Source organism: Dyella sp. AD56, assembly GCF_002878475.1.
GTDB lineage: Bacteria > Pseudomonadota > Gammaproteobacteria > Xanthomonadales > Rhodanobacteraceae > Dyella.
This window is the reverse complement of the sequence record NZ_NRDP01000023.1, coordinates 1-22,117: the sequence shown is the minus strand read 5'-3', so window position 1 is coordinate 22,117 and position 22,117 is coordinate 1. Positions and strand designations below refer to the sequence as shown.

Genomic DNA, 22,117 nt, shown 5'->3' with positions numbered 1-22,117 from the left:
TGGTACTGGAAAAGCCTCTTACGCCAATACAAGACGGCCGGGGATGTGCCGGGCCGCAAGATCATGCCTGTCTGCGGCGATCGCTCATCTTGTGGATGACGCCGAAAACCTAACGGCAGCCGCGATCCGCCTGACCCGCCAACCGGCCGTCCCAAGGCCTTACTTGCGGGGCTCCGCAGGCGGCCAGTAAGCTCGGCGGATGTGCTTTCTCACCCGCTTCGTGCGGGGCCGCCACAGGTGGACTCCTTGAATCGTTCTTCCGCGCGCACCAGCAGCGACAACCAGCTGCTGATCCAGACGCTGACCCCTTCTCCGCGCGCGCCGTTGCTGACGCTGGCCAAACGCATCGCCGAAGCCGGCTGCAACCTGGCCGACGCCCGCGTGGCATCGATCGGCGCAGACACCTCACTGACCCTGCTCGCCACCGGGTCGTGGGACGCGGTGGCCAAGCTGGAGACCGCACTGACCAAGGTCGCCCGCGATGAGGACGTTCGGCTGTCGTTCTACCGCACTGGGCCGCGCGAGCATCACTCGCACCTGCTGCCCTATCTCATCGAAGTGATCTCGGCGGATCGGCCGGGCATCCTCGTGAAGATCATCGACTTCTTCGACCGCCGCGACATCGTCATCGAACAGCTCAGCTCACTGCGCTACCAGGCGATGCAGACCGGTGCGGACATGTTCCAGGCACAGATCACCATCGGCATTCCCGCGGCGACGCATATCGCCGCACTACGCGATGACTTCTTAGAGTTCTGCGATGGCCTGAACCTCGACGCCATCATGGATCCAGTGAAGTTCTGAGCGGCGCGAGCGAGCGCTGAGAAACCGGATTTTCCAGCCTGTCGACCGGGTTTTTGAGCATGCTCCCCACGGTGATCTCCCGCAAGGGCTTTCATTCGCCGTGGCAAGCGCTAGTCTGTTCCCCAGGGGCAGCACTGGAGAGGCATGCATGCAGCACGAGGGTCGAGTCGCACTGACCACAGGGCGCGCGCTGATCGCCCTTACGCCCTCCTCCGCTGCCCCGTTCCCCTTGATCGATGACATGCAGTCGAGGCCCGCCACGGCCTCGCAGGAGAACCCATGCCCGACGTTGGCAAGAAAGTCCCCAAGCTCAAAGGCAACACCGGCGACGGCAGCGAACTGAAGCTTGACAGCCTGAAAGGTCAATGGGTGGTGGTGTACTTCTATCCGAAGGACAGCACCCCCGGTTGTACAAACGAGGCCAAGGATTTCCGCGACCTGTACCCCAAATTCCAGAAACGCCACGCGCAGGTGATCGGCGTCTCGCGCGATTCGGTGAAGTCCCACGCGAACTTCGCGACCAAGCAGGAGCTGCCGTTTCCGCTGGTTTCCGACCCCGACGAAACCTGGTGTAGCGCCTTCGACGTGATCCACGAGAAGGTGCTGTATGGAAAACGTCACATGGGTGTCGTACGAAGTACCTTCCTGATCGATCCCGAAGGCAGGCTGGCCCAGGAATGGCGCAACGTGAAAGTCCCAGGACACGCTCTGGCTGTGCTCGACGCTATTCCCGCCAAGTGACCCTGCATCGCTCCTTTCGTCATGTCGCCGCCCGTCCTTGGGGACGGGCATTTGCCACGGCGCATGGCAAACCGGCCGGATGGGCCGGGTCCCCGCGGCATACCGCATGCCGCGGTTCATTTCCCTCGCACGCTCAAGAGGTTTCTTCCGTATGACCGGAAGCAAGCGCATCTACGCTCTCGACACCAATGTGTTGCTGCACGATCCGACCTCGCTGTTCCGCTTCGAAGAGCACGATGTCTTCATTCCCATGACGGTGTTGGAGGAACTGGACGAAAAGAAGAAAGGCGCCTCGGAAGTCTCACGCAACGGTCGCCAGGTCAGCCGCTTCCTCAATGAATTGATTGTGCGCGGCAACGGCCATGGCATTAGCAATGGCCTTGAGTTGTCCAACCCACAGGGCGTCAATCTCAAGCGTGGCGGTGCGGTGGGCAGGCTGTATTTCCAGCAGCGCATCACCAACGGCCATGGCAAGGCGGACAATCTGATCCTGTCGGCGGTGATCGAACTGCGCGACCAGAATCCCGAACGCTCGGTCGTACTGGTCACCAAGGACATCAACCTTCGCATCAAAGCGAAGATCTACGGCATCGACGCCGAAGATTACGAGAACGACCGCGCCCTCGACGACTTCACCCTGCTCTACACAGGCTCCACCCAACTGCCGGAAGACTTCTGGGACAGACACCCTGAAGTGCAGTCGTGGAATGAGCGCGGCCGCACCTTCTACAAACTCGACCGCCGCGACGACGAAGACTGGTACGCCAACCAGTGCTTGTTCATGCCGGGCGACAACAGCGTGGAACTGCGCGTACTGCACGTCGATGACGCCAAGGCCACACTGGTGCTGCTTGATGACCACAGTCATGCGAATCACAGCGTATGGGGCATTGCTGCGCGCAACCGCGAACAGAACTTTGCATTGAACGTGCTGATGGATCCGGACGTGGATTTCGTCACTCTGCTGGGCACCGCAGGCACGGGCAAGACGTTGCTGGCGCTGGCCGCCGGTCTTGCGCAGGTGATGGATCAGCAGCGTTACCGTGAAATCATCATGACGCGCGCCACGGTCTCCGTCGGTGAAGACATCGGCTTCCTGCCCGGCACGGAGGAAGAAAAGATGACGCCTTGGATGGGCGCCCTCACCGACAATCTCGAAGTGCTCGCCAACCCGGAAGAAGGCGGCAGTTGGGGACGCCAGGCCACCAACGATCTGCTTGCCTCGCGCATCAAGATCCGTTCGCTGAACTTCATGCGCGGGCGCACCTTCCTGTCGCGCTACCTGATCATCGACGAGGCGCAGAACCTCACGCCCAAACAGATGAAAACGCTGATCACACGTGCGGGCCCCGGCACCAAGATCGTCTGCCTGGGCAACGTGGAGCAGATCGATACGCCCTACCTCACGGAAACGACATCCGGCCTTACCTACGCCGTTGACCGCTTCAAGCACTGGGAGCACTCGGCGCACATCACACTGCGTCGCGGCGAGCGCTCGCGATTGGCGGATTTTGCGTCGGAAGCCTTGTAAGGAACACGCCAGCGCCCCGGCACGCCGGGGCGCTGCCTGGAAGACGTTATGGATCGACGGCAACCCTGTGTGTACATCTTGGCGTCAGATCACAACGGCACGCTTTACGTTGGTGTCACCAGTGATCTCATCAAACGCATCTGGCAGCACCGCAACGAAGTAGTAGATAGCTTCACATCCCGCCACCATGTCCATAACCTGGTTTGGTACGAGCAGCACGAAACCATGGAGTCCGCCATCCTCCGCGAAAAGCGACTCAAAGACTGGAAACGAGTTTGGAAGTTACGGCTGATTGAAGGCGAGAATCCCGAGTGGGCTGATCTTTACCCGACGCTGCTTTAACTGGATTCCGGCCTGCGCCGGAATGACGGCAAGTACGAAGCGTTTGCTCTTGATCGTCATTCCGGCGCAGGCCGGAATCCAGTTTCGGCCGAAGCCGGTATTACGATAAGCCGCCACCGCTCTTGAACTACAAAGAATCATGCCCCACGCCTCACCACCCATCACCCTCACCATCGCCGGCTCCGACTCAGGCGGCGGCGCAGGCATTCAGGCCGACCTGAAGACTTTCCACGCACGCGGCGTGCATGGGCTGTCCGTCATCGCTGCCATCACCTCGCAGAACACGCGTGGCGTGACGGCGGTGCACACCGTGCCCACGAAACACATCCGCAGCCAGCTCGACGCGGTCTTTGACGACTTCCCGATCGGCGCGGTAAAGACCGGCATGCTGGGCAGCGCTGTGGTGACCAAGCTCGTCGCGAAGGAGATGCGTACGCGTAAGCCAGCGTGGTTGGTGGTCGACCCCGTGATGATCTCCACCAGCGGCTCGCGACTGCTCGATGAAGACGCCGTGCAGGCCATGGTGGACGAGTTGATTCCGCTGGCAGACATCCTCACGCCCAACCTACCCGAAGCCGAGGCGCTACTGGGACGCAAACTGCGCAAAGCCAAGGATTTCGATAGTGCCGGCGAGGCTCTGCTCGCCCTCGGCGCGCGCGCTGTGCTACTCAAGGGCGGCCATTCGGACGAACGCGAGGTCGTGGATCGCTTCTACGACGAACGCGGCGTCATGGAGCTACGCCATCGCCGCCTGCCCATTGAGGGGCATGGCACGGGCTGCACGCTGGCCTCCGCCATCGCGGCGGAATTGGCCAAGGGACAGGCGCCCCGCTCGGCCGTGCGCCGGGCCGTGGCCTATGTGCAGCGTGCGCTTGAACGCAGTTACCGCCCAGGCGGCGGCCCAGTCCATGTGCTCGGCCATTGATGTGGCAAATCCGCACGCAGGCTGAACCGTCGCCCGAGCGCCCACGGGCTCAGGGGGTAGAATGGGGGTTTAGGCTCCCGGCTTCATTTTGTCCATGATCCTCGCTCCGCGTCTCGTGCTGCTGGTCATTTTTGCGCTGTTCGTGCTGTGCGTGCTGCTGGTGCACCTGCGCGGACGGTTCAAGCTGCGCTTCGATCGCCAGCTGGTGGATCACTCGGCCGTGTTCGCGCCGTACAACCTGCTGATGTACGCCTTCTCCGCGGTACCCGCCCGCCCCATCCTCGACCGCCGCGGCTTTCCCCAGTTGGATCTGCTGCAAGCCAACTGGCAGGCCATCCGCGAAGAAGCGCTGCACCTGTTCGATGAGGGTTACATCCGCGCAGCCGAGAAGAACAACGACGCCAGTTTCAACAGCTTCTTCAAGCAGGGCTGGAAGCGCTTTTACTTGAAGTGGTACGGCGAGCCACTGGCCTCTGCCGAAACGCTGTGCCCGAAGACAGTAGCGCTGCTCAATTCGATCCCCAGCGTGAAAGCCGCGATGTTCGCCTTGCTGCCCCCGGGCAGCAAACTCAATCCGCATCGCGATCCGTTCGCCGGCTCGCTGCGCTACCACCTGGGCCTGATCACGCCGAACTCAGAGGAGTGCCGGATCTTTGTCGACGGCGAGATCCACAGCTGGGGTGATGGCAAGGACGTGGTGTTCGACGAAACCTATGTGCACTGGGCGGAAAACCGCACCGACCAGACCCGCGTCATCCTGTTCGCTGATGTGGAGCGCCCGCTGCGCACGCGTTTCATGAACTCGATCAACAAGCGGGTCGGCGCCTTCATGGGCAAGATCACCGCCTCGCCCAATACCGAATCCCCGGAAGAGAAGACCGGCTTCGTCAACCGTGTGTTCGCCATGAACCAGCGCAGCCGCGACCGCAATCGAGCCTTCAAGAAGAAGTTCCCCAAGCTGTTCCGCGCAGCGAAGTACGTCGGCATGCTGGTGCTGATCTGGATCATCTTCCTGGCGCCCTGGCCGTTCTTCCGTTGAGCTGTCACGAACGGTGACGTTCGCGCGTCCATGACGTGTCAGCCGTAGGAGAACACCATGGACCGCGCCACCGCCATCTTTCAGCAACACCGTCCTCGCCTGCTCGGCCTGGCCTATCGCATGCTCGGCACCCAGGCCGACGCCGAGGACGTACTGCACGACGCCTGGCTGCGCTGGCATCAGCAGGACACCAACGCACTCGATGACGCCGAGGCGTGGCTGGTCACCGTCACCACGCGCCTGTCGCTGGATCGCCTGCGCCGCGCCAAGACAGAACGCCAACACTACACCGGCCCCTGGCTCCCGGAGCCGCTGGTCGGGGAAACGGAGCAGCCCGAGGCCGAGCTAGAGCGTGTCGAAAGCCTTAGCCTTTCTTTCCTCGCGCTGCTGGAGCGCCTGAGCCCGGAAGAGCGCGCCGCCTTCCTGCTGGTGCAGATATTCGATTACAGCCACGCAGAAACGGCAGCCATGCTGCAGATCGCCGAGGATGCGTGCCGCCAGCGCGTACACCGCGCACGGCAACGCCTGCGCGAGGGTCGTCCTCGTTTCACGCACTCTCCGGATGCCCAGCGCCGCCTGCTGGAAAAATTCCGAGATGCGCTGGAAAGCGCCAGCGTCGAATCGCTGCAGGCGTTGTTCGCGGAAGATGCTGTCCATCTTGCCGACGGCGGCGGCCTAGTCAGGGCTACGTTGCGACCGCTGCACGGCGGCGAACGCGTCGTACGGCTTTACAGCATCATCGCCCAGCGCTACCGCCACCTGCCCATCGTGCACCGCCTGCAGTGGCTCAATGGCGCGCCAGCGCTGCTCACTTGGGTGGATGCGAAGCTCGCGACCGTCGCGTGGATCGAAACCGACGGCGAGCGCATCACCAGCATCCACTCATTGCGCAACCCGGAAAAACTCGCGCGACTGGAAGCTGTCACGAATCCCGAGACTGGTGCGTCCTTGTCTTGAACGGCCACTCTGGCCGCCTGCCAAGGAACCCATCATGTCCAAGCGTCTCTCTTTCATGAAGTATCCCCAGGCCATGAAGCCGCTGTTCGACTTCAGCCAGGCCTCGCACCAGTGTGGTCTGGAGCGCCCGCTCGTGGACCTCGTGCTGATGCGCGTCTCGCAGATCAACGGTTGCGCGTTCTGCATGGACATGCACAGCAAGGACGCACGTGCCGCTGGCGAAACCGAGCAGCGTCTGTACCTGCTGTCAGGCTGGCGTGAAACCTCGATCTACAGCGAGCGCGAATGCGCCGCGCTGGGCTGGGCGGAAGCCGTCACGCGATTGGGGGAGCACGGCGTGTTCGATGAGGTCTACGACCGTACCCGCGCTGCCTTCAGCGAGGAGGAACTGGTCAACCTCACTCTGATCATCGGCATGATCAACACTTGGAACCGCGTCAATGTGGCGTTCCGGACGCCTGCGGGCAACTACAAGCCCGCCGCAAAGCAGGCCGCCTGATACCACGATCAGGTGGGTGCGGATGCCGAGCCCTCGGCATCCGGGGCTGCCCGCAGAGGTCGCCCTTCCCTTTCCAGCGCGTGCAGGTCGACGTGTCGAACGGAGACCGGCCGGTAATTCTCGTCGAACGCTACGTCTCCCGGCATCCATCCGGCCCTGCAGCGGATGGCCGCCCACCAGCGACGCAGCGTGGTCAGTTGCTGCATGACGATGCCATACCGGTTATCTGCATCCACCGTCGGATCGCACACGCCGGTCGGCCGCTGCGCTTGCCCGTATAGCGCCGTGCCGAACAGGATGTCCCACAGCGGAAAAATAAAGGCGTAATTGCACGCATGCAGCGTGGGCTGATCAGGGTCCACGCGCATGTGGTGCAAGCGGTGATAGCGCGGATCCACCAGCACGCGACCCAGCACCGGTCCAAAATGCAGGCGAATGTTGGCGTGTCCGAGGTTCTGCAGCAGCTCACCCAGCAACACCAGCAACGCGTACTCGGTGGGCGCCACGCCGATTACCACGCCCACGGCCGCGACGATGAGCGCTTCCAGCAAATCGTCCAGATAGTGATCGCGATCGTTTGACCAGCAACTGAGCTGGCGCTGGCTGTGATGCAGGCTGTGCAATGCCCACCACCACGGAATGCTGTGCTGCAGTCGGTGCACCACGTAAAGCACGAAGTCGTAGATAGCGTAATAAACCAGGAACAACACCAGCGGATGCACCGACAGCCAGAGCACGCCCGTCTGGATGCTCACCAAGCCCGCGCCATCACCCTCGCTGTCACCGCCCATCCATTGGTTGAGGGGAAACAACACCAGATAGGTGAACAACGGAAGCACGACGAACAGCTTGATCAGCGTGTAGCGGCCATCGATGGCGGTGGTACGCCGCTGCTCCCAGCGCTCGGCGGGCCATACGTTTTCCAGCGGGCGCAACACCAGCGCGATGAGCGCCACCTGCGCGATGGTGAGCAGGAAGTAACGGGCGATATCGGACGCCTGACTGTCCAACCATGACAGATGCAGCGATAGCAGCGCCGGATGGATGACGTGCGTGGTCGTCCAGGCAAGCGTCGCCGTCCACGGGTAGTCCAATGCGTTCATCGCACCGGGTTTCCAGCACGGGGATTCGATTCTACGTCCGCACCCGGAGCACGATCTTGCCGCACGAAACTGCGTTCAGATGCACCCTGCTAGCGACACACGCGCACAAAAAAGCCCCTCTCAAAGAGAGGGGCTTTTGAGCTCAGGTCAGACTCAGGCCTTGACGCGCTTGACGATGGCGTCGCCAAAGCTGGACGTGGTGCCCTTGCCGCCGATGTCCGGCGTGACGCTGTCGCGGTCGTTGACCATGGTGTCGCGGATGGCGTTGCGCACCTTGTCACCCTTCTCCACCATGCCGAGATGGTCGAGCATGTCGGCGGCGGCGAGCAGCAACGCGCACGGGTTGGCAACGCCCTTGCCGGCAATGTCCGGAGCCGAACCATGTACGGCTTCAAAGATGGCCGCCTCGGTACCGATGTTGTCGCCCGGGGCGAGCCCAAGGCCGCCCACCAAGCCTGCGCACAGATCCGACAGGATGTCGCCGAACAGATTGGTGGTGACGATGACGTCGAACTGCTCCGGCTTCATCACCAACTGCATGCAGGCGTTGTCAACGATCATCTCGTTGAACTCGATCTGCGGGTATTCCTTGGCAATTTCGCGCGCCACATTGAGGAACAAGCCCGACGCGGTCTTGATGATGTTGGCCTTGTGCACGGCCGTGACCTTCTTGCGGCCCTTCTTCACGGCCAGTTCGAAGGCATAGCGCACGATGCGGCTGGAGCCCTTGCGCGTGTTGCGGATCATCGAGATGGCGGTTTCGCCGTCTTCCGACAGGGTCTGGCCTTCGGACAGGTACGCACCCTCGGTGTTCTCGCGCACCGTGATGATGTCGACGTTGTCGAAGCGCGCCTTGGTACCCGGAAAGCTGATCGCCGGACGCACGTTGGCGTACAGATCAAAGTGGCGACGCAGCGTGACATTGATGGAGGTGAAGCCACCGCCCACCGGAGTGGTCAGCGGGCCCTTCAGCGCCACCTTGTGCTTGGCGATGGCGTCGAGCGTCGGCTGGGGCAGCAGGTCACCGCTCTTTTCCAACGCAACCATGCCGGCATCGACGAACTCATAGGATAGGCCGCAGTCCAGCGCATCGAGCACACGCAGCGTGGCGTTCATGATCTCGGGGCCGATACCGTCGCCCGGAATCACGGCAATGGTCTTGCTCATGGGGACACTCCTTGGGATATGAATCGAGCAACCCTGTGGTGGGGGACGACAGGGTTATAAATCCCGCCAATTATCCCCGATGCGGCGCGACGCGACCAGACCGGAAAGCCATGCCGCCGATGCAAATCCTCGCATGCTGCATTGAATAAACTCGCACGCGTCAACGGGGCGGCAAGGAGTGAGCCGCCCCGCGGCTGATCAGGCGTGGCTGGCGCAGTCGGCCGCCTCAGCGCCTTCGCCTGACTCCAACTGGTCAAGGAAGTCCACCGCACGCCGCAGGTGCGGGATGACGATGGAGCCGCCCACCACCAGGCCAACGCTAAAGGTTTCGAAGAATTCTTCGCGGGTGACGCCCGCTTCCTTGCACTGGGCCACGTGGTAGCTGATGCAGTCGTCGCAGCGCAACACCATGGAAGCGACCAGGCCCAGCAGCTCCTTGGTCTTCACGTCCAGCGCGCCGGGCTTGTAGGTCTGTGTATCCAGCGCGAAGAAGCGACGGACGACTTGGTTGTCCTCCGAAAGAATGCGCTCGTTCATGCGCTGCCGGAACGCCGTGAATTCGGCGACGCGATCCTTGGCGGCCTGGTCCTTAGGAGCGCTCATGCATGGGTCTCCAGCAGTTCGGCAAGCTTGCCGCTGCGATCGGCGGCGACGAGGTCGTCAAAACCACCCACGTGGTGGTCGTTGATAAAAATCTGCGGCACGGTGCGGCGGCCGCCGCTGCGCGCCAGCATCACGTCACGCTGAGACGGATCGGTGTCGATGCGCACCTCGCTCCACTCCAGCCCCTTGGACTTGAGCAGGTTCTTGGCAGACACGCAGTACGGACACACCGCGCTGGAATAGACCTCAATCTTGGGCACGACACACTCCGAAAACCTGGTAACCCTACGGTGCCCTTAAATGGGGGGCTCCGACGCTGTAAACAACTGTGAAGGCAACTGAACCGACACCTTAAGTCGATGTCAGTAATGGTATTGTCGCGCACCTAGGCGAACCGCACCAAACCCACCCGGAAACGAGCTGTTTCCCCGGTCCCAGGTGGGGGCGGATACACAAAAAGCTGAGCACATGACCGAAGCAAAGCCCGCGGGCAGGATGCCCAAGCGTCGTTTCACACCCACCCGCCTCCTGACGGCCATGGTCTGCGCCGGCCTTACCTTCGGTGCAGCCGCCCAGGACAAGGACGTGCGCCTGCCCGACCTGGGTAGCTCAGCCAATGCACTGATCTCGCCGCAGGAAGCCCAGGATTATGGCGCCGCCATGCTGCGCCAGATGCGCGCGCTGGACATGGTGGTCGACGATCCCATGCTGGACGACTACATCAACGACCTTGGCTATCGCCTGGTGTCGGGCAGCGAGAAGCCCAAGGACCACTTCGCCTTCTTCATTGTCAGAGACAACGTGATCAATGCGTTCGCGGCGCCTGGCGGCTACATCGCGGTGAACTCCGGCCTGATCATCATCACCAACAGCGAGAGCGAACTCGCCGGCGTGATCGCCCACGAAATTGGCCACATCACGCAGAACCATCTGCAGCGCGCCTTCGAAGCCTCCAAGAAGGACACGCCGCTGATGGCGCTAGTCCTGCTGGGTGCCATCGTTGCCGGTGCAGGTGCCGGCGCTGGCGACGCGGCAGGCGCCATCCTGGCCGGCGGTCAGGGCCTGTTGTTGCAGCGGCAGATCAACTTCACCCGCAAAGACGAAATCGAAGCGGACCGCGCCGGCATACAGACCCTCGCCAATGCCGGCTACGACCCCAGCGCCATGGCCTCGTTTTTCGGCCGTATGGAAGACACGCTGCGCGTTGGTTCCGGAGGCGACATCGGCGATGTCCCGGCCTTCCTGCAAGACCATCCTGTCACCCTGGACCGCATCAGCGACGCCAAGGCACGTGCCGGCACGCTTATCGACCGGCAGAAACAGCGGCCATCCGGCTCGACCCTGGACAAGAGCCAGTGGGAAAAGAGCACGGCGCCCATTGCCTTCGTGAAAGACCCCACCTCCATCGCCAGCCGGGACAGCAAGGGTGGGCTGGATACCTACTCACTCATGCGCGAACGCGTGCGCGTACTCTCCGGAGACGCCGGGCAATTGGCCACCTACTACGCCAACAATCTCCAGCATGAGCGCGGCTTCGATACAGCGTCCAACCACTATGGCTACGCGCTGGCACTCACGCGCAGCAACCGTGGAGCCAAGGCCATTGATGAGCTGCAACCGCTGCTCAGCACACACCCGGACAACCAGGTCGTGCGTCTGGCCATGGCCGACGCCAAGCTACAGGCCGGGCGACGCGCCGAGGCATTGGCCATCTATGCCGACCTCAACCAGCAATCTCCCCGCAACCGCGCCATCGGCATGGGCTATGCCAAGGCGCTGACGGACGGCGGCACCCAGGAAGAAGCCAGGCAGGCGGCGGTCATGGTCATGCCGATGCTGGACAACAACGACGAGCCAGAGCTCTACCGCACCTACGCACTCGCCGCCGACAAGGCCGGCGACCCGATACGTGCCGGCGAGGCCTACGCGGACGCCTCCTACCTCTCCGGCCGCCCCTTCGATGCGATGGAGCAGCTCAAGCGCCTGCAGCAACGGCCTGATCTCGACTACTACTCCCGGGCCCGCATTCAGGCTCGTATCAACGATCTGACCCCGCTGGTGATGGAGCTACGCAAGCGCCGCATCCAGACCGATGACAACCCGGACGGCCGCAGCCAGCAGCTGCAGAACCAGGGAAACTGCCAGGGGCGGCTGTGCTTCAGCGCCATGAATTCCGCGCACTGATTTCATCAGATAGTGAGACGGCGAGTCCGCTGTCATGTTGCGGCAACGTGAAATGTCATCTGGGCGTAACATTACCCAGTTGCAATATTTGCGTCACAGCCCTCCCCCAGCGGACTTAACGCGTGCACAAGCGCATCCTGATTGTCGAAGACGAAGCTTCGATCCGCGACATGGTCGCCTTCGCCCTACGTAAGGCCGGCATGGATGCCATCCATGCCGCCGACGCGCGAGCGGCCCAGTTGGCCATTGCTGAGCAAGTGCCCGACCTCATCCTGCTCGACTGGATGTTGCCAGGCACCAGCGGCCTCGACCTTGCGCGCCGCCTGCGCAAGGAAGAACTCAGCCGCGAAGTTCCCATCATCATGCTCACCGCACGCGGCGAAGAGATGGACCGCGTCAACGGATTGGAAGCCGGCGTGGACGACTACGTCGTCAAGCCGTTCTCCACCCGTGAGCTGGTCGCCCGCATCAAGGCCGTGCTTCGGCGCAGCCAGGGTGACGACGGTTCGGGCATGGTGGAGCTCGGCGGCCTGCGCATCGATGGCCCCGCGCACCGCGTGTTTGCCGGCGAAGAGCCGGTGACCATCGGTCCCACGGAATATCGCCTGCTGTATTTCTTCATGACGCACCCGGAGCGCGTGTACTCGCGCGCGCAACTGCTCGACCATGTATGGGGCGGCAGCGTGTACGTCGAAGAACGCACGGTGGACGTCCATATCCGAAGACTGCGCAAGACGCTCGAGCCATGGAAGCTGGACGACATGGTGCAGACGGTGCGCGGCGCGGGTTACCGCTTCTCCGCCAGCGTCTAAGAGCCTGCTCGGTGTCTCTGCATGGCCCGCGCCGGAAGCTGTTTGTCCGCAGGCCAAGGAAGAACGAGGGAGTGTATGTCGATACATAACCGAGTGATGACGCGGGCCTGGGGGCAAACAGACCCGGCCCGAAGGGTTGAGTCAGTACGCCCGCCACGAAGCGGCGCGCGGCTCGACCTGACAGCCAGTCAGGCGCTTCGCCACGCTCCACTCCCTGGCGGGCGTACTGACTCAACGCGGGCCATGCAGAGACACCGAGCAGGCTCTATGTTCCTATTGCGGTAACGCGTGCTTTTGCCGATGCTGGCGCGTTGCCAGCTCGGCAACTTCAAGCGGATCTCCCATGCCAAACACCTTCGACCGCTCCTGGAAGCTGCCGGCCGCACTCGCCGCCGGACTGCTTGCGGGCGCGCTTGCCGGATGGCTTGCGGGAGGCTTGGCGACCGCGTTTTTTGCGCTGGTCGCCATCGTTGAAATCGTCTTTCTACTGACCCGAATCCGTCATCAAGGAAAGCTCATGATGATGCAGATTTCGTCACCGACCTCTCTTCAGCATGACCGTTTCATGACGCGCTCCCGCCGCATTGCCTCCAGTTTGCGCGACCTGCGCAGCGCCGCCGGCAGTTTGCCGGATGCCGTCGTGCTGCTCGACAACGAGCAACACGTGCGTTGGTTTAACCACGCCGCCGAAGACCTGCTGGGCCTGCGTCGCCCGCAGGATCGCGGCGCGCATCTGGACGAGCGCCTCAGCACCACGGAACTCGCCACCTGGTTGAAAGAAGGTGCGCGCGAGCCGCTCAATGACGTCACCGCGCCCGGCCATCCAAACCGCCACATCAATGTGACGTTGCTGCCATTCGGTCGTCGCCAGCGACTGCTGCTGGCGCGCGACATCAGCCACCTCACGCGCCTGGAACAGATCCGCCGTGACTTCGTCGCGAACGTATCGCACGAATTGCGCACGCCGCTCACCGTCATCCACGGCTACCTCGAACTGATCGACCCGGAAGACGTGCCGGAACTCGCACCCGTGCTCAGCGAGATGCGCGCACAGTCCAAGCGCATGGGCCAGATCGTCGAGGATCTGCTTACGCTCTCGCGCCTGGAAACACAGGAACACGTGCAGGACGAGCGCGTGCAAATGACGCCATTGCTCGCCACCATCCGCAAGGAGGCCGAGGCGTTGAGCCAAGGTCGCCACCAGGTCACCGTGGAAGCGACGGCCGAGGCCGACCTGCTGGGCTCGGTGAAGGACCTGCACAGCGCCTTCTCCAATCTGGTGAGCAACGCCGTGCGCTACACGCCTACCGGCGGTCGCATCACCATCCGTTGGCGCCGCACGTCGGAAGGCGCGGTCTATTCCGTCACCGATACCGGCTACGGCATTCCGGCCTCGCACCTGGCTCGTCTGACCGAGCGCTTCTACCGTGTGTCCTCCAGCCGTTCGCGCGAAAGCGGCGGCACGGGCCTGGGGCTGTCCATCGTCAAGCACGTGCTCAACCTGCACCAGGCGCGCTTGGACATCCAGAGCGAGCCCGGCCAGGGCTCCACCTTCTCCTGCTGGTTCAGCGCCGAGCGACTGCTGGCGCCCGGGGTCGGCGACCCCGAGTAAGCGGACCGTACAAGCGCGCCGGACGCCTTTCCGGCGCGCGGGCTGAATGACGATCACATTACGCGGCACTGCGCCATGTAACAAAGCGCGGTATGGGCCAGAATGTGGGGATGCGTCGCAAGCCTGCCACCCCATCGCCCATTCTCGATCGTGCCGCCCCCGAGCTCTACCTCAGCCGCGAGCTGGCCGCCCTCGAATTCAATTTCCGCGTGCTGGCACAAGCGCGCGACGAACGCATTCATCTATTGGAACGCCTGCGCTTCCTGAGCATCGTGGCGAACAACCTCGATGAGTTCTTCGAAGTGCGCGTGGCCATGCTCAAGCACCACCATGCGTTCGGCTCGGCCGCGCCGGGTCCGGATGGTCTGTCCTCCGGTGAGCTGCTCACGCGCATCCGCAAGCGTGCACTGGACCTTGTCGCCCAGCAGTACGAGACCTGGCAACACGAGCTCCGCCCCGCACTGGATACGGAGAACATCCATTTCCTCACGCGTGAGCACTGGACGCCGCGCCAGCGCCGCTGGTTGCAAGGCTATTTCGAGAACGAAGTACTGCCGGTGCTGTCCCCGCTGGGATTGGACCCCGCTCACCCGTTCCCGCGCATCCTCAACAAGACGCTGAACATTGCCGTGGTGCTGAAGGGGCGCGATGCATTCGGTCGCGAAGGCCACATGGCGCTGGTGCGCGCGCCGCGCTCACTGCCCCGCATCATCCGCCTGCCCACTGAAGTCTGCGACGGCGGCGATCACTACATCTTCCTCGCCGAATTGCTACAGGGCTTCGTCGATCTGATGTTCCCCGGCTTCAAGGTGGCCGGTTCGTACCAGTTTCGCGTCACTCGCAACAGCGAACTGATGGTGGAAGAAGCCGAGGTGGACAACCTTGCGCGCGCGCTGAGCGAAGAGCTGATCGGCCGTGGCTACGCGCGTCCGGTCCGGCTGGAGATCGGTAACGACTGCCCCAAGGCCATCGTGGCCATGCTCATCGCCAACTTCGAGCTCGAAGAAACAGACGTCTATCGCTGCGACGGCCCGGTGAACATTATCCGCGCCGGCACCATCTACGACGGTCTGGATCGCCCGGAACTGAAGTTTCCTCGTTTCATTCCGCAGCTACCCCCGGCTTTCGTCGGCGCCCGCTGCAAGTTCGACGTGCTACGCCAACGCGACGTGTTGCTGCACCATCCCTACGAGTCCTTCGCCGCGGTGATCGACCTGCTGCGCCAGGCGTCGCAGGATCCGTCCGTGCTGGCCATCAAGCAAACCCTCTACCGCGCCGGCGTCGACACGCCGCTGGTGGACCTGCTGGTGGAAGCAGCCCGCAACGGCAAGGACGTAACCGTAGTGATCGAGCTGCGCGCACGTTTCGACGAGGAGGCGAACATCAGCCTCGCCACGCGCCTGCAAGAAGCCGGCGTGCAGGTCGTGTACGGCGTGGTGGGCTACAAGACTCACGCGAAGATGCTGCTGATCGTGCGCCGCGAAGACGATGTGCTGCGCCGTTATGTGCATCTATCCACAGGCAACTATCACCAGTCCAACAGCCGCAGCTACACCGATATCGGCTTGATGACCTCGCACCCCGGCATGGGCGAGGACCTGCACAAAATCTTCCAGCAACTCTCGGGCCTGGGCCCGGTGATCGAACTGAAACATCTGCTGCACTCGCCGTTCACCCTCTATCGCAACGTGCTCGACAAGATCGAGCGCGAGACGGCGCATGCGGAAGCCGGCCGCCCGGCACGCATCGTGGCCAAGCTCAATGCGCTCAACGAGGAGCAGGTTATCCAGGCGCTGTACCGCGCCTCGCAGGCGGGTGTGGAGATCGACCTGATCGTGCGCGGCGCCTGCACGCTACGGCCCGGCATGCCGGGAATATCCGAACGCATCCGTGTGCGTTCCATCGTGGGGCGTTTCCTCGAACACAGCCGGGTCTACTGGTTTGGCAACGACGGCACCCCCGAAATCTACTGCGGCAGCGCCGACTGGATGGAGCGCAACCTCAAGCGCCGCATTGAAGTGGCCTTCCCCATCCTCAATCCGGAACTCGCCGCACGCGTCTACGAAGAAACGCTGGCGAACTACTTGGCCGACAACACCGAGTCCTGGCTGCTGGACGACAGCGGCCGCTACACCCGCGCTGAACCGGGCGATCAGCCACCACACAGCGCGCAGCAGTGGCTGCTGGCCAAGCTGACACCGGGGACCGTTTGAGGCAGCGCTGCCTCAATTCAAGCTACTCGCCCTGGTTTCCGCGTGAGAGAATCTGCACCTTGCAGCCCGGAATGAGCCCCGCATGAGCCAAGGCGATCAGATCCAGATCAAGGACGGCGAACTGATCGCTGCCGTCGACATGGGGTCCAACAGCTATCACATGGTGGTGGCTCGCGTGGAGCACGGCGAGCCTCGCGTGATTGATCGCCTGCGCGAAACCGTCCGCATGGCGGCTGGTCTGCGCGCGGACGGCACGCTGGACGCTGAGCATCGCGCTCGCGCGCTCAATTGCCTGGCGCGGTTCGGCCAGCGCATCGCCGGCATTCCATCGAGCCGCGTGCGCGCAGTGGCTACCAATACCGTTCGTCGCCTCGCCTCGCCTCAGGCCTTCCTAACGGCAGCCGAAGCAGCGCTGAGCCATCCGGTGGAAATCGTGTCAGGTCGCGAAGAAGGCCGACTGATCTTCCTCGGCGCATCGCATGACCTGTCCGCCTCGCGTGAGAGCCGCCTGATCATCGATGTCGGTGGCGGCAGCACCGAGTTCATCATCGGTCGCGGTTTCGCACCAATGCACACGGAAAGCGTACAAGCCGGCTGCATCGCTTCGACATTGCGCTTTTTCCCCGGCGGCAAGCTCAACCGCAAACGCTGGCAGCGCGCCAACAACGAAATCGGCGTGCTGCTGCAACAATTCGCCGAGGACTACCGCGAATCCGGCTGGATGGAAGCCTACGGCTCCTCGGGCACGGCCAAGGCCATCGGCTCGGTCGTCCAAGCCATGCGATTCTCCGATGACGGCATCACACCGGCCTCGCTGGCGGCCCTGCGCGATGTCCTGCTGACACAGGGCCAGATCGGCGCGCTGAAGCTACCCGGGCTGGCCGAAGACCGTGCGCCAGTCATTGCCGGCGGCGTGGTCATCTTCGAAGCGGCCTTCGAGGCGCTGGGTATCGAGCGCCTGCGCGTGTGCGAAAGCTCCATGCGCGAAGGCCTGCTGTGGGATCTGCTTGGTCGCGCCGGCGGCAGCGATCCACGTACCGCCAGCATCGACGCACTCGCCAACCGTTACGGCGTGGATCGCGCCCAGGCACGCCGCGTGGAGTCCACCGCGCTGATGTTCTTCGACCAGATCGCCCGCATCTGGAAGCTGGACCCCGAGGCACGCGAATGGCTCTCCTGGTCCGCCCGCGTGCATGAAATCGGCCTCGCCATCGCGCACAGTCAGCACCACCATCATGGCGCCTACATCCTGCGGCATGCGGACCTGGCCGGCTTCTCGCGGCAGGAACAGCAATTGCTGGCGGCCATCGTGGAATCACACCGCCGCAAGCCGGACAAGGCCACGTTCCTGGCCTTGCCGCAGCGCTATCGCCAACTGGCCCGGTACATCACCGCCCTACTTCGCCTGGCGGTACTGTTCCGCCGCGCGCGCCGCGCCGAATCGCTGCCGCAGATGCAACTGGCCGCCACCAGCCAGCGCCTGCGCCTGACCATTCCCTCGTCCTGGCTGGACCAGCACCCCCTCAGCGAGGCCGACCTGGAGCAGGAACAGTCCCCGTTGAACGAACTGGGACTGCTGCTGGAAGTCCATCCATCCTGACCTCCGCCGGTACGGGCTCCCACGAGCCCGGCCATGAAACCGCTTCGCCGCGTATGATGTCCTGATGCCAAACGCCGCCCGACCCGCCATGACCCGATTCTTGCTCGCCGCGCTCCTGCTGCTCCCGTCGTCCGCGATGTTCGCCCAGGCTGCCAAGCCGGCGCCCGCGGTACCCGCCGCCACGGCGCATCCGGAAGTGGTACTGCATACCTCGCAGGGCGACATCACGCTGGAGCTTTATCCGGACAAGTCGCCCAAGAGCGTCGCAAACTTCCTCCAATACGTGCGCGATGGCTTCTACAGCGGCACGGTGTTTCACCGCGCCATTCCCGGCTATCTGGTCCAGGGCGGCCTCTACACGCGCGACCTGCAGGCCAAGCGCACGCGCTCGGCCATTCCCAGTGAGGCCGACAACGGCGTGTCCAATGTTCGTGGCACAGTCGCAGTGGCACGTGGTGCGGACCCGAATTCCGGCACCGCGCAGTTCTTCTTTAACTTGGTCGACAACCGCCGCCTCGATTTCGTCGGCAACCAGAGCGGACTGACTTGGGGCTACGCCGTGTTCGGCAAGGTCATCAAGGGCATGGACGTGGTCGACAAGATGGCCGCCCTGCCCACGCGCGGCCTCGGTCCGTTCGCGGGCGACGTGCCCAACCCGCTGATAGTGATCGACAGCGCCAATGTCGTGGGTGAGGAGTCGGCGGCAACCCCCGCTACAACGCCCCAACAGGCCGCACCTGCCACCCAGCCGGCCAAGAAGCCCAGCGGCAAGAAGGGCTGAGGCACGATGACAACGCTGTTCATTTCTGATCTGCATCTGGACGACAGTCGCCCCGAGATCACGCGGCTGTTCGAAGAGTTTCTCGCCAGCGACGAAGCACGCTCCGCCGATGCGCTGTACATCCTCGGCGACCTCGTCGAAGCGTGGGTCGGCGACGATGACGACGCCGAGCTTCCCACCCGCATCGCACGCGCCACGAAATCACTCAGCGACAAGGGTGTGCCGGTCTACTTCATGGTCGGCAACCGGGACTTTCTGCTCGGCAAGAATTTCGCCGAGCGTGCCGGCTTCACCTTGCTCGACGATGGCACCGTGCATGACCTCTATGGCCGCCCCACCTTACTGATGCACGGCGACGTGCTGTGCACCGACGACATCGCTTATCAGACGATGCGCAAGCAAGTACGCACGCCGGAGTGGATGGCGCAGATCCTGGCGATGCCGCTCGATGCGCGCCGCGCACTCGCAGCCAAGGCGCGTGCAGACAGCAAGGCGCACACAAGCAGCACCATGGAAACCATCATGGACGTCAATGCCGAAGCCGTGGCCGATACCATGCGCAAGGTTGACGTTACACGCCTGATCCACGGCCACACTCACCGCCCGGTGATCCATCGCTTCGACGTCGACGGCAAGTCGGCCGAACGCATCGTGCTGGGCGATTGGTACGAACAGGGGTCGGTGCTGCGCGTGACGCCTGAGGGCGTGGAACTGCAGGGACTCGCCCTGCACTGATCCGAAGATCACTCGCCGCATGCGGCGAGTGATCTTCCATTCACGGCGTCAGTGCGATTGCAGTGCGCTGTGAAAACCCTGGCTGTTGAGCAGGCTGTTGCTCAGCTTCAACACCGAGTTGGACAAGGTTTCGTAGTAGTTGTCCGCCTTGTACGAGCGACCGAAATTGGTCGCACCGCCACCGGCCACGCCCTGCCACAGCACCTTGCCCGCGGTATTGGTCACCGTCACGTAGACCGTGACGTTGCCTACGTACTGGTCATTCTCGTTGACGAAGAAGTCGCGGATCTCACCCGACACGACGACGTCACCACCAGAATCGACCACATTGAGGCCTGCCTTGGTGAAGGTCTCCTTGACATGATCGGTCAAGAAGGCCGCCACGTTGTCCTTCGTGGTCACCTGCCGCACCGGGTTCTTCTCGTGGTTCTCAGCGATCAACGCGGGGTTCTTACGGACGTCCGTGAACCCATTGATCTGCACTTTCACGTTGCTGATGCCGTTCAGATCGACCGCACCGAACTCCGCGAAGCTCTGCGTCGGCGACCACACCAGCGGGATGTTGCTCAAGTCTTTTGAAGCCATGGCACTGCCAGATGCGGCCAGCAACGCCACAAACACGAAACGCTTCAACATCGATTTCCCCTCTCCATGCTTCGATGGTTATATGGACGGACGCTCCCGCGCCCGCACAGCCCGGAACCGGGCTGCCGCGTATTCTAGTGGAGGACACGGCACCGCACGACGAAGAACGCCGGCTGCGACAAGCCCAGCCGGCGTTCTGATGCCCACGATTAAACGCTTGGATCAGCGATGCTCCGACCCACCGCGATGCGGCGCCGCCTGGGCGTGCGGTTGCGATTGCGGATGCGGCGCCGGATGTGGTGCAGGTGCGTGGTAGTGGTACGCAGGCGCCGGGGCCGGCCGCGATGCGTGTTGCGCATAGGACGGTTGCTGCGGACGAGTGGCCGCATGATAGCCACCGCTGGGGTTCGACGGCCCGCGCGTATAAGCCGCATGGTTCGCCGCCGGCGAATAGTTGTTCGCATGCGCGGCATTCGAAGCATTCGGCACGTACGCGGCCCCATTGTTATGCAGGGCAAAACCTGCCGAGTGCAGCGCCATCGCGTTGGCCGGCGCTTGCGCGGGTGCATTGGTGCGCTGCGCATTCATCGCAGCGGGTGCCGCCTGCCCTGCTGCACCATGTGCGAAACCACCTGCGACCGGCCCGTTGAACGCACCCGCTCGCGGCGTTGCGGCGATCGCCGGAGCACCGTGATTGAACGAGGCGCGCATCGCCTGATTCTGGCTCGCCATCGTGCGCTGTTGCTCTTGCGCAGCCACCGGCCCCACATGCTGTTCGTGCGCGAAGTTCATTTCCTGCGGCGTAGCGCGCGCCGCGATGCCGCCCTGACCACCGTTGAAGCTGGTGCGGTTGACGGTCACGTTGTTCACCACCGTGTGGTTGTAGACATTGGTGATGTGCACATTGTCGATGTGGTTGACCGAGCGGTTGTAGTAGAACGAACTACCGCGCCAATATCCGCCCCCATACCCCACACCGGTATAACCGAAGCCGTAGTTAATGCCGCCATAGAAGCCCACGTGCGGCCCCCAGTAACCACCGTGGAAGACGTAAACGCCTCCGCCCCAGCCCCAATAACCCGGCGTCCACAGCGCACCGACATACGGCGGCATGATCCACGTACCGGGAACCCAGTAGTAATCGTCGCCACCCCAGGCCCAATAACCCGGCACCCAGATATAGCCCGGTGCGGGAATGGCCGGCTGCACGTAGATCGGCAGCGGCGGCGGCGCCACACCAACGGAGATGCCGATGCCGACGGACACGCCAGCGCTGGCGCTCAGGGGTAATGCCGCCGCTGTCGCCAAGGCCAACGCGGCGACGAGAGGACGAAACAGGCGGCGATACGACGTGACGCTGCGACGATCCGATGTGAGGTTACCCATGACGCCGACTCCCAGGTGGTGGGTCTTGGGCCAAATAACGCGGGAGGTGGCGCAAGGTCGTACGTCACCACGGACCGCGGGTTCGCAGGTGTTCAGCAGTTGATCTGAGGGATGAATGATTTCTTGCGCGGGTCTTGCTGGTGGGTGCGCAAAATCGAACGTGCTGGCCGTATCGTGCGGTAACGTTTTGCAGGACGAGGACGAAGAATTCGCGCACGCTTCTAAAGCCCCTGCTAGCTTCGCTGGATGCCGCGTTTGCGTGGAGGTCGGGATTGTTCGGCCCATCCTTGGGCCTCACCCCTACGCGCTGCGCGCTTCGGGGCCAGCCTGCGGCTGTCCGAAATTGCTCCAGGCAATTTCGTCGACTGCGGAGGCAGGATGCCGGAGCGAACATCGGCGCAGCCGATGGCCCGAAGGGTGAGGCGCAGGATGCGCCGAATAACCGGAGCGTTCGTCCACAACTCTCTCTCCGCCAGATACGCAAAAAGCCCCACGAGG

At 63.2% G+C, this 22,117-nt stretch carries 22 protein-coding genes; 15 read left to right on the top strand and 7 right to left on the bottom strand.

The genetic code is table 11. The features are described 5' to 3' along the window. The first annotated feature begins 237 nt into the window (after positions 1 to 237). The 4 genes from DyAD56_RS14635 (at position 238) to DyAD56_RS14620 (ending at position 3,418) form a co-directional block, all read left to right on the top strand. Complete coding sequence (locus DyAD56_RS14635) at positions 238 to 804, top strand: glycine cleavage system protein R (RefSeq protein ID WP_102303514.1); 567 nt, start codon at positions 238 to 240, stop codon at positions 802 to 804. Positions 805 to 1,083: 279 nt separating this feature from the next. Further along, a complete protein-coding gene (locus DyAD56_RS14630; protein WP_102303513.1) occupies positions 1,084 to 1,545 on the top strand; it encodes a peroxiredoxin in 462 nt (153 codons plus the stop codon). A gap of 151 nt (positions 1,546 to 1,696) precedes the next feature. After that, the gene (locus DyAD56_RS14625) at positions 1,697 to 3,076 is read left to right on the top strand and encodes a PhoH family protein (RefSeq protein WP_102303512.1); all 1,380 of its coding nucleotides are present in this window, start codon (positions 1,697 to 1,699) and stop codon (positions 3,074 to 3,076) included. Between the two features lie 48 nt (positions 3,077 to 3,124). Then, a complete protein-coding gene (locus DyAD56_RS14620; RefSeq protein ID WP_102303511.1) occupies positions 3,125 to 3,418 on the top strand; it encodes a GIY-YIG nuclease family protein in 294 nt (97 codons plus the stop codon). On the opposite strand, the gene DyAD56_RS24100 is transcribed toward DyAD56_RS14620, so the two are convergent. Further along, positions 3,359 to 3,559, bottom strand: a complete 201-nt coding sequence (locus tag DyAD56_RS24100; protein WP_199178994.1) for a hypothetical protein — start codon at positions 3,557 to 3,559, stop codon at positions 3,359 to 3,361. The genes DyAD56_RS14620 and DyAD56_RS24100 overlap by 60 nt on opposite strands. Between DyAD56_RS24100 and thiD the strand changes: the two genes are divergently transcribed. From thiD to DyAD56_RS14600, 4 genes are all read left to right on the top strand, one after another. Beyond that, on the top strand, positions 3,558 to 4,343 hold the full coding sequence (gene thiD / locus DyAD56_RS14615) for a bifunctional hydroxymethylpyrimidine kinase/phosphomethylpyrimidine kinase (protein ID WP_102303510.1): 786 nt from the start codon (positions 3,558 to 3,560) through the stop codon (positions 4,341 to 4,343). The genes DyAD56_RS24100 and thiD overlap by 2 nt on opposite strands. 94 nt (positions 4,344 to 4,437) lie before the next feature. Further along, positions 4,438 to 5,382 (top strand): aspartyl/asparaginyl beta-hydroxylase domain-containing protein, encoded by a 945-nt coding sequence (locus tag DyAD56_RS14610; protein WP_102303509.1) that lies wholly within the window; start codon positions 4,438 to 4,440, stop codon positions 5,380 to 5,382. 57 nt (positions 5,383 to 5,439) lie between these two features. Beyond that, the gene (sigJ, locus tag DyAD56_RS14605) at positions 5,440 to 6,339 is read left to right on the top strand and encodes an RNA polymerase sigma factor SigJ (protein WP_102303508.1); all 900 of its coding nucleotides are present in this window, start codon (positions 5,440 to 5,442) and stop codon (positions 6,337 to 6,339) included. Between the two features lie 34 nt (positions 6,340 to 6,373). Continuing rightward, entirely contained in the window at positions 6,374 to 6,838 is a 465-nt protein-coding gene (locus tag DyAD56_RS14600; protein ID WP_102303507.1) for a carboxymuconolactone decarboxylase family protein, read from the top strand. An 8-nt stretch (positions 6,839 to 6,846) separates the two neighbouring features. Here the strand turns inward: DyAD56_RS14600 and DyAD56_RS14595 are convergent, their stop codons facing one another. The 4 genes from DyAD56_RS14595 to grxC form a co-directional block, all read right to left on the bottom strand. Beyond that, positions 6,847 to 7,941, bottom strand: coding sequence for a sterol desaturase family protein (locus DyAD56_RS14595; RefSeq protein WP_102303506.1), 1,095 nt, complete (start codon positions 7,939 to 7,941; stop codon positions 6,847 to 6,849). Positions 7,942 to 8,094: 153 nt separating this feature from the next. Continuing rightward, positions 8,095 to 9,108 (bottom strand): isocitrate dehydrogenase, encoded by a 1,014-nt coding sequence (locus tag DyAD56_RS14590; protein WP_102303505.1) that lies wholly within the window; start codon positions 9,106 to 9,108, stop codon positions 8,095 to 8,097. A gap of 198 nt (positions 9,109 to 9,306) precedes the next feature. Beyond that, on the bottom strand, positions 9,307 to 9,711 hold the full coding sequence (locus tag DyAD56_RS14585) for a carboxymuconolactone decarboxylase family protein (protein ID WP_102303504.1): 405 nt from the start codon (positions 9,709 to 9,711) through the stop codon (positions 9,307 to 9,309). Beyond that, complete coding sequence (grxC, locus tag DyAD56_RS14580; protein WP_102303503.1) at positions 9,708 to 9,971, bottom strand: glutaredoxin 3; 264 nt, start codon at positions 9,969 to 9,971, stop codon at positions 9,708 to 9,710. The genes DyAD56_RS14585 and grxC overlap by 4 nt, the downstream gene beginning before the upstream one ends. A 208-nt stretch (positions 9,972 to 10,179) precedes the next feature. On the opposite strand from grxC, the gene DyAD56_RS14575 reads away from it, so the two are divergent. From DyAD56_RS14575 to lpxH, 7 genes are all read left to right on the top strand, one after another. Further along, the gene (locus DyAD56_RS14575; RefSeq protein ID WP_102303502.1) at positions 10,180 to 11,895 is read left to right on the top strand and encodes a M48 family metalloprotease; all 1,716 of its coding nucleotides are present in this window, start codon (positions 10,180 to 10,182) and stop codon (positions 11,893 to 11,895) included. 122 nt (positions 11,896 to 12,017) lie between these two features. After that, positions 12,018 to 12,707, top strand: a complete 690-nt coding sequence (phoB, locus tag DyAD56_RS14570; RefSeq protein WP_019465465.1) for a phosphate regulon transcriptional regulator PhoB — start codon at positions 12,018 to 12,020, stop codon at positions 12,705 to 12,707. Between the two features lie 343 nt (positions 12,708 to 13,050). After that, a complete protein-coding gene (phoR, locus tag DyAD56_RS14565) occupies positions 13,051 to 14,319 on the top strand; it encodes a phosphate regulon sensor histidine kinase PhoR (protein WP_102303501.1) in 1,269 nt (422 codons plus the stop codon). 110 nt (positions 14,320 to 14,429) lie between these two features. Then, positions 14,430 to 16,532 carry a polyphosphate kinase 1 gene (ppk1, locus tag DyAD56_RS14560; protein ID WP_102303619.1) on the top strand — a complete coding sequence of 701 codons (2,103 nt, stop codon included), beginning with the start codon at positions 14,430 to 14,432 and terminating at the stop codon, positions 16,530 to 16,532. An 82-nt stretch (positions 16,533 to 16,614) separates the two neighbouring features. Continuing rightward, positions 16,615 to 18,132, top strand: a complete 1,518-nt coding sequence (locus DyAD56_RS14555; protein WP_102303500.1) for a Ppx/GppA phosphatase family protein — start codon at positions 16,615 to 16,617, stop codon at positions 18,130 to 18,132. 88 nt (positions 18,133 to 18,220) lie between these two features. Further along, positions 18,221 to 18,913 (top strand): peptidylprolyl isomerase, encoded by a 693-nt coding sequence (locus tag DyAD56_RS14550; RefSeq protein ID WP_102303499.1) that lies wholly within the window; start codon positions 18,221 to 18,223, stop codon positions 18,911 to 18,913. Between the two features lie 6 nt (positions 18,914 to 18,919). Further along, positions 18,920 to 19,648 carry a UDP-2,3-diacylglucosamine diphosphatase gene (lpxH, locus tag DyAD56_RS14545; RefSeq protein WP_102303498.1) on the top strand — a complete coding sequence of 243 codons (729 nt, stop codon included), beginning with the start codon at positions 18,920 to 18,922 and terminating at the stop codon, positions 19,646 to 19,648. 48 nt (positions 19,649 to 19,696) lie between these two features. On the opposite strand, the gene DyAD56_RS14540 is transcribed toward lpxH, so the two are convergent. Together DyAD56_RS14540 and DyAD56_RS14535 are read right to left on the bottom strand one after the other, a co-directional pair. After that, positions 19,697 to 20,284, bottom strand: coding sequence for a YajG family lipoprotein (locus DyAD56_RS14540; RefSeq protein WP_102303497.1), 588 nt, complete (start codon positions 20,282 to 20,284; stop codon positions 19,697 to 19,699). A gap of 171 nt (positions 20,285 to 20,455) precedes the next feature. Then, positions 20,456 to 21,619 (bottom strand): YXWGXW repeat-containing protein, encoded by a 1,164-nt coding sequence (locus DyAD56_RS14535; RefSeq protein WP_102303496.1) that lies wholly within the window; start codon positions 21,617 to 21,619, stop codon positions 20,456 to 20,458. Positions 21,620 to 22,117 lie beyond the last annotated feature (498 nt).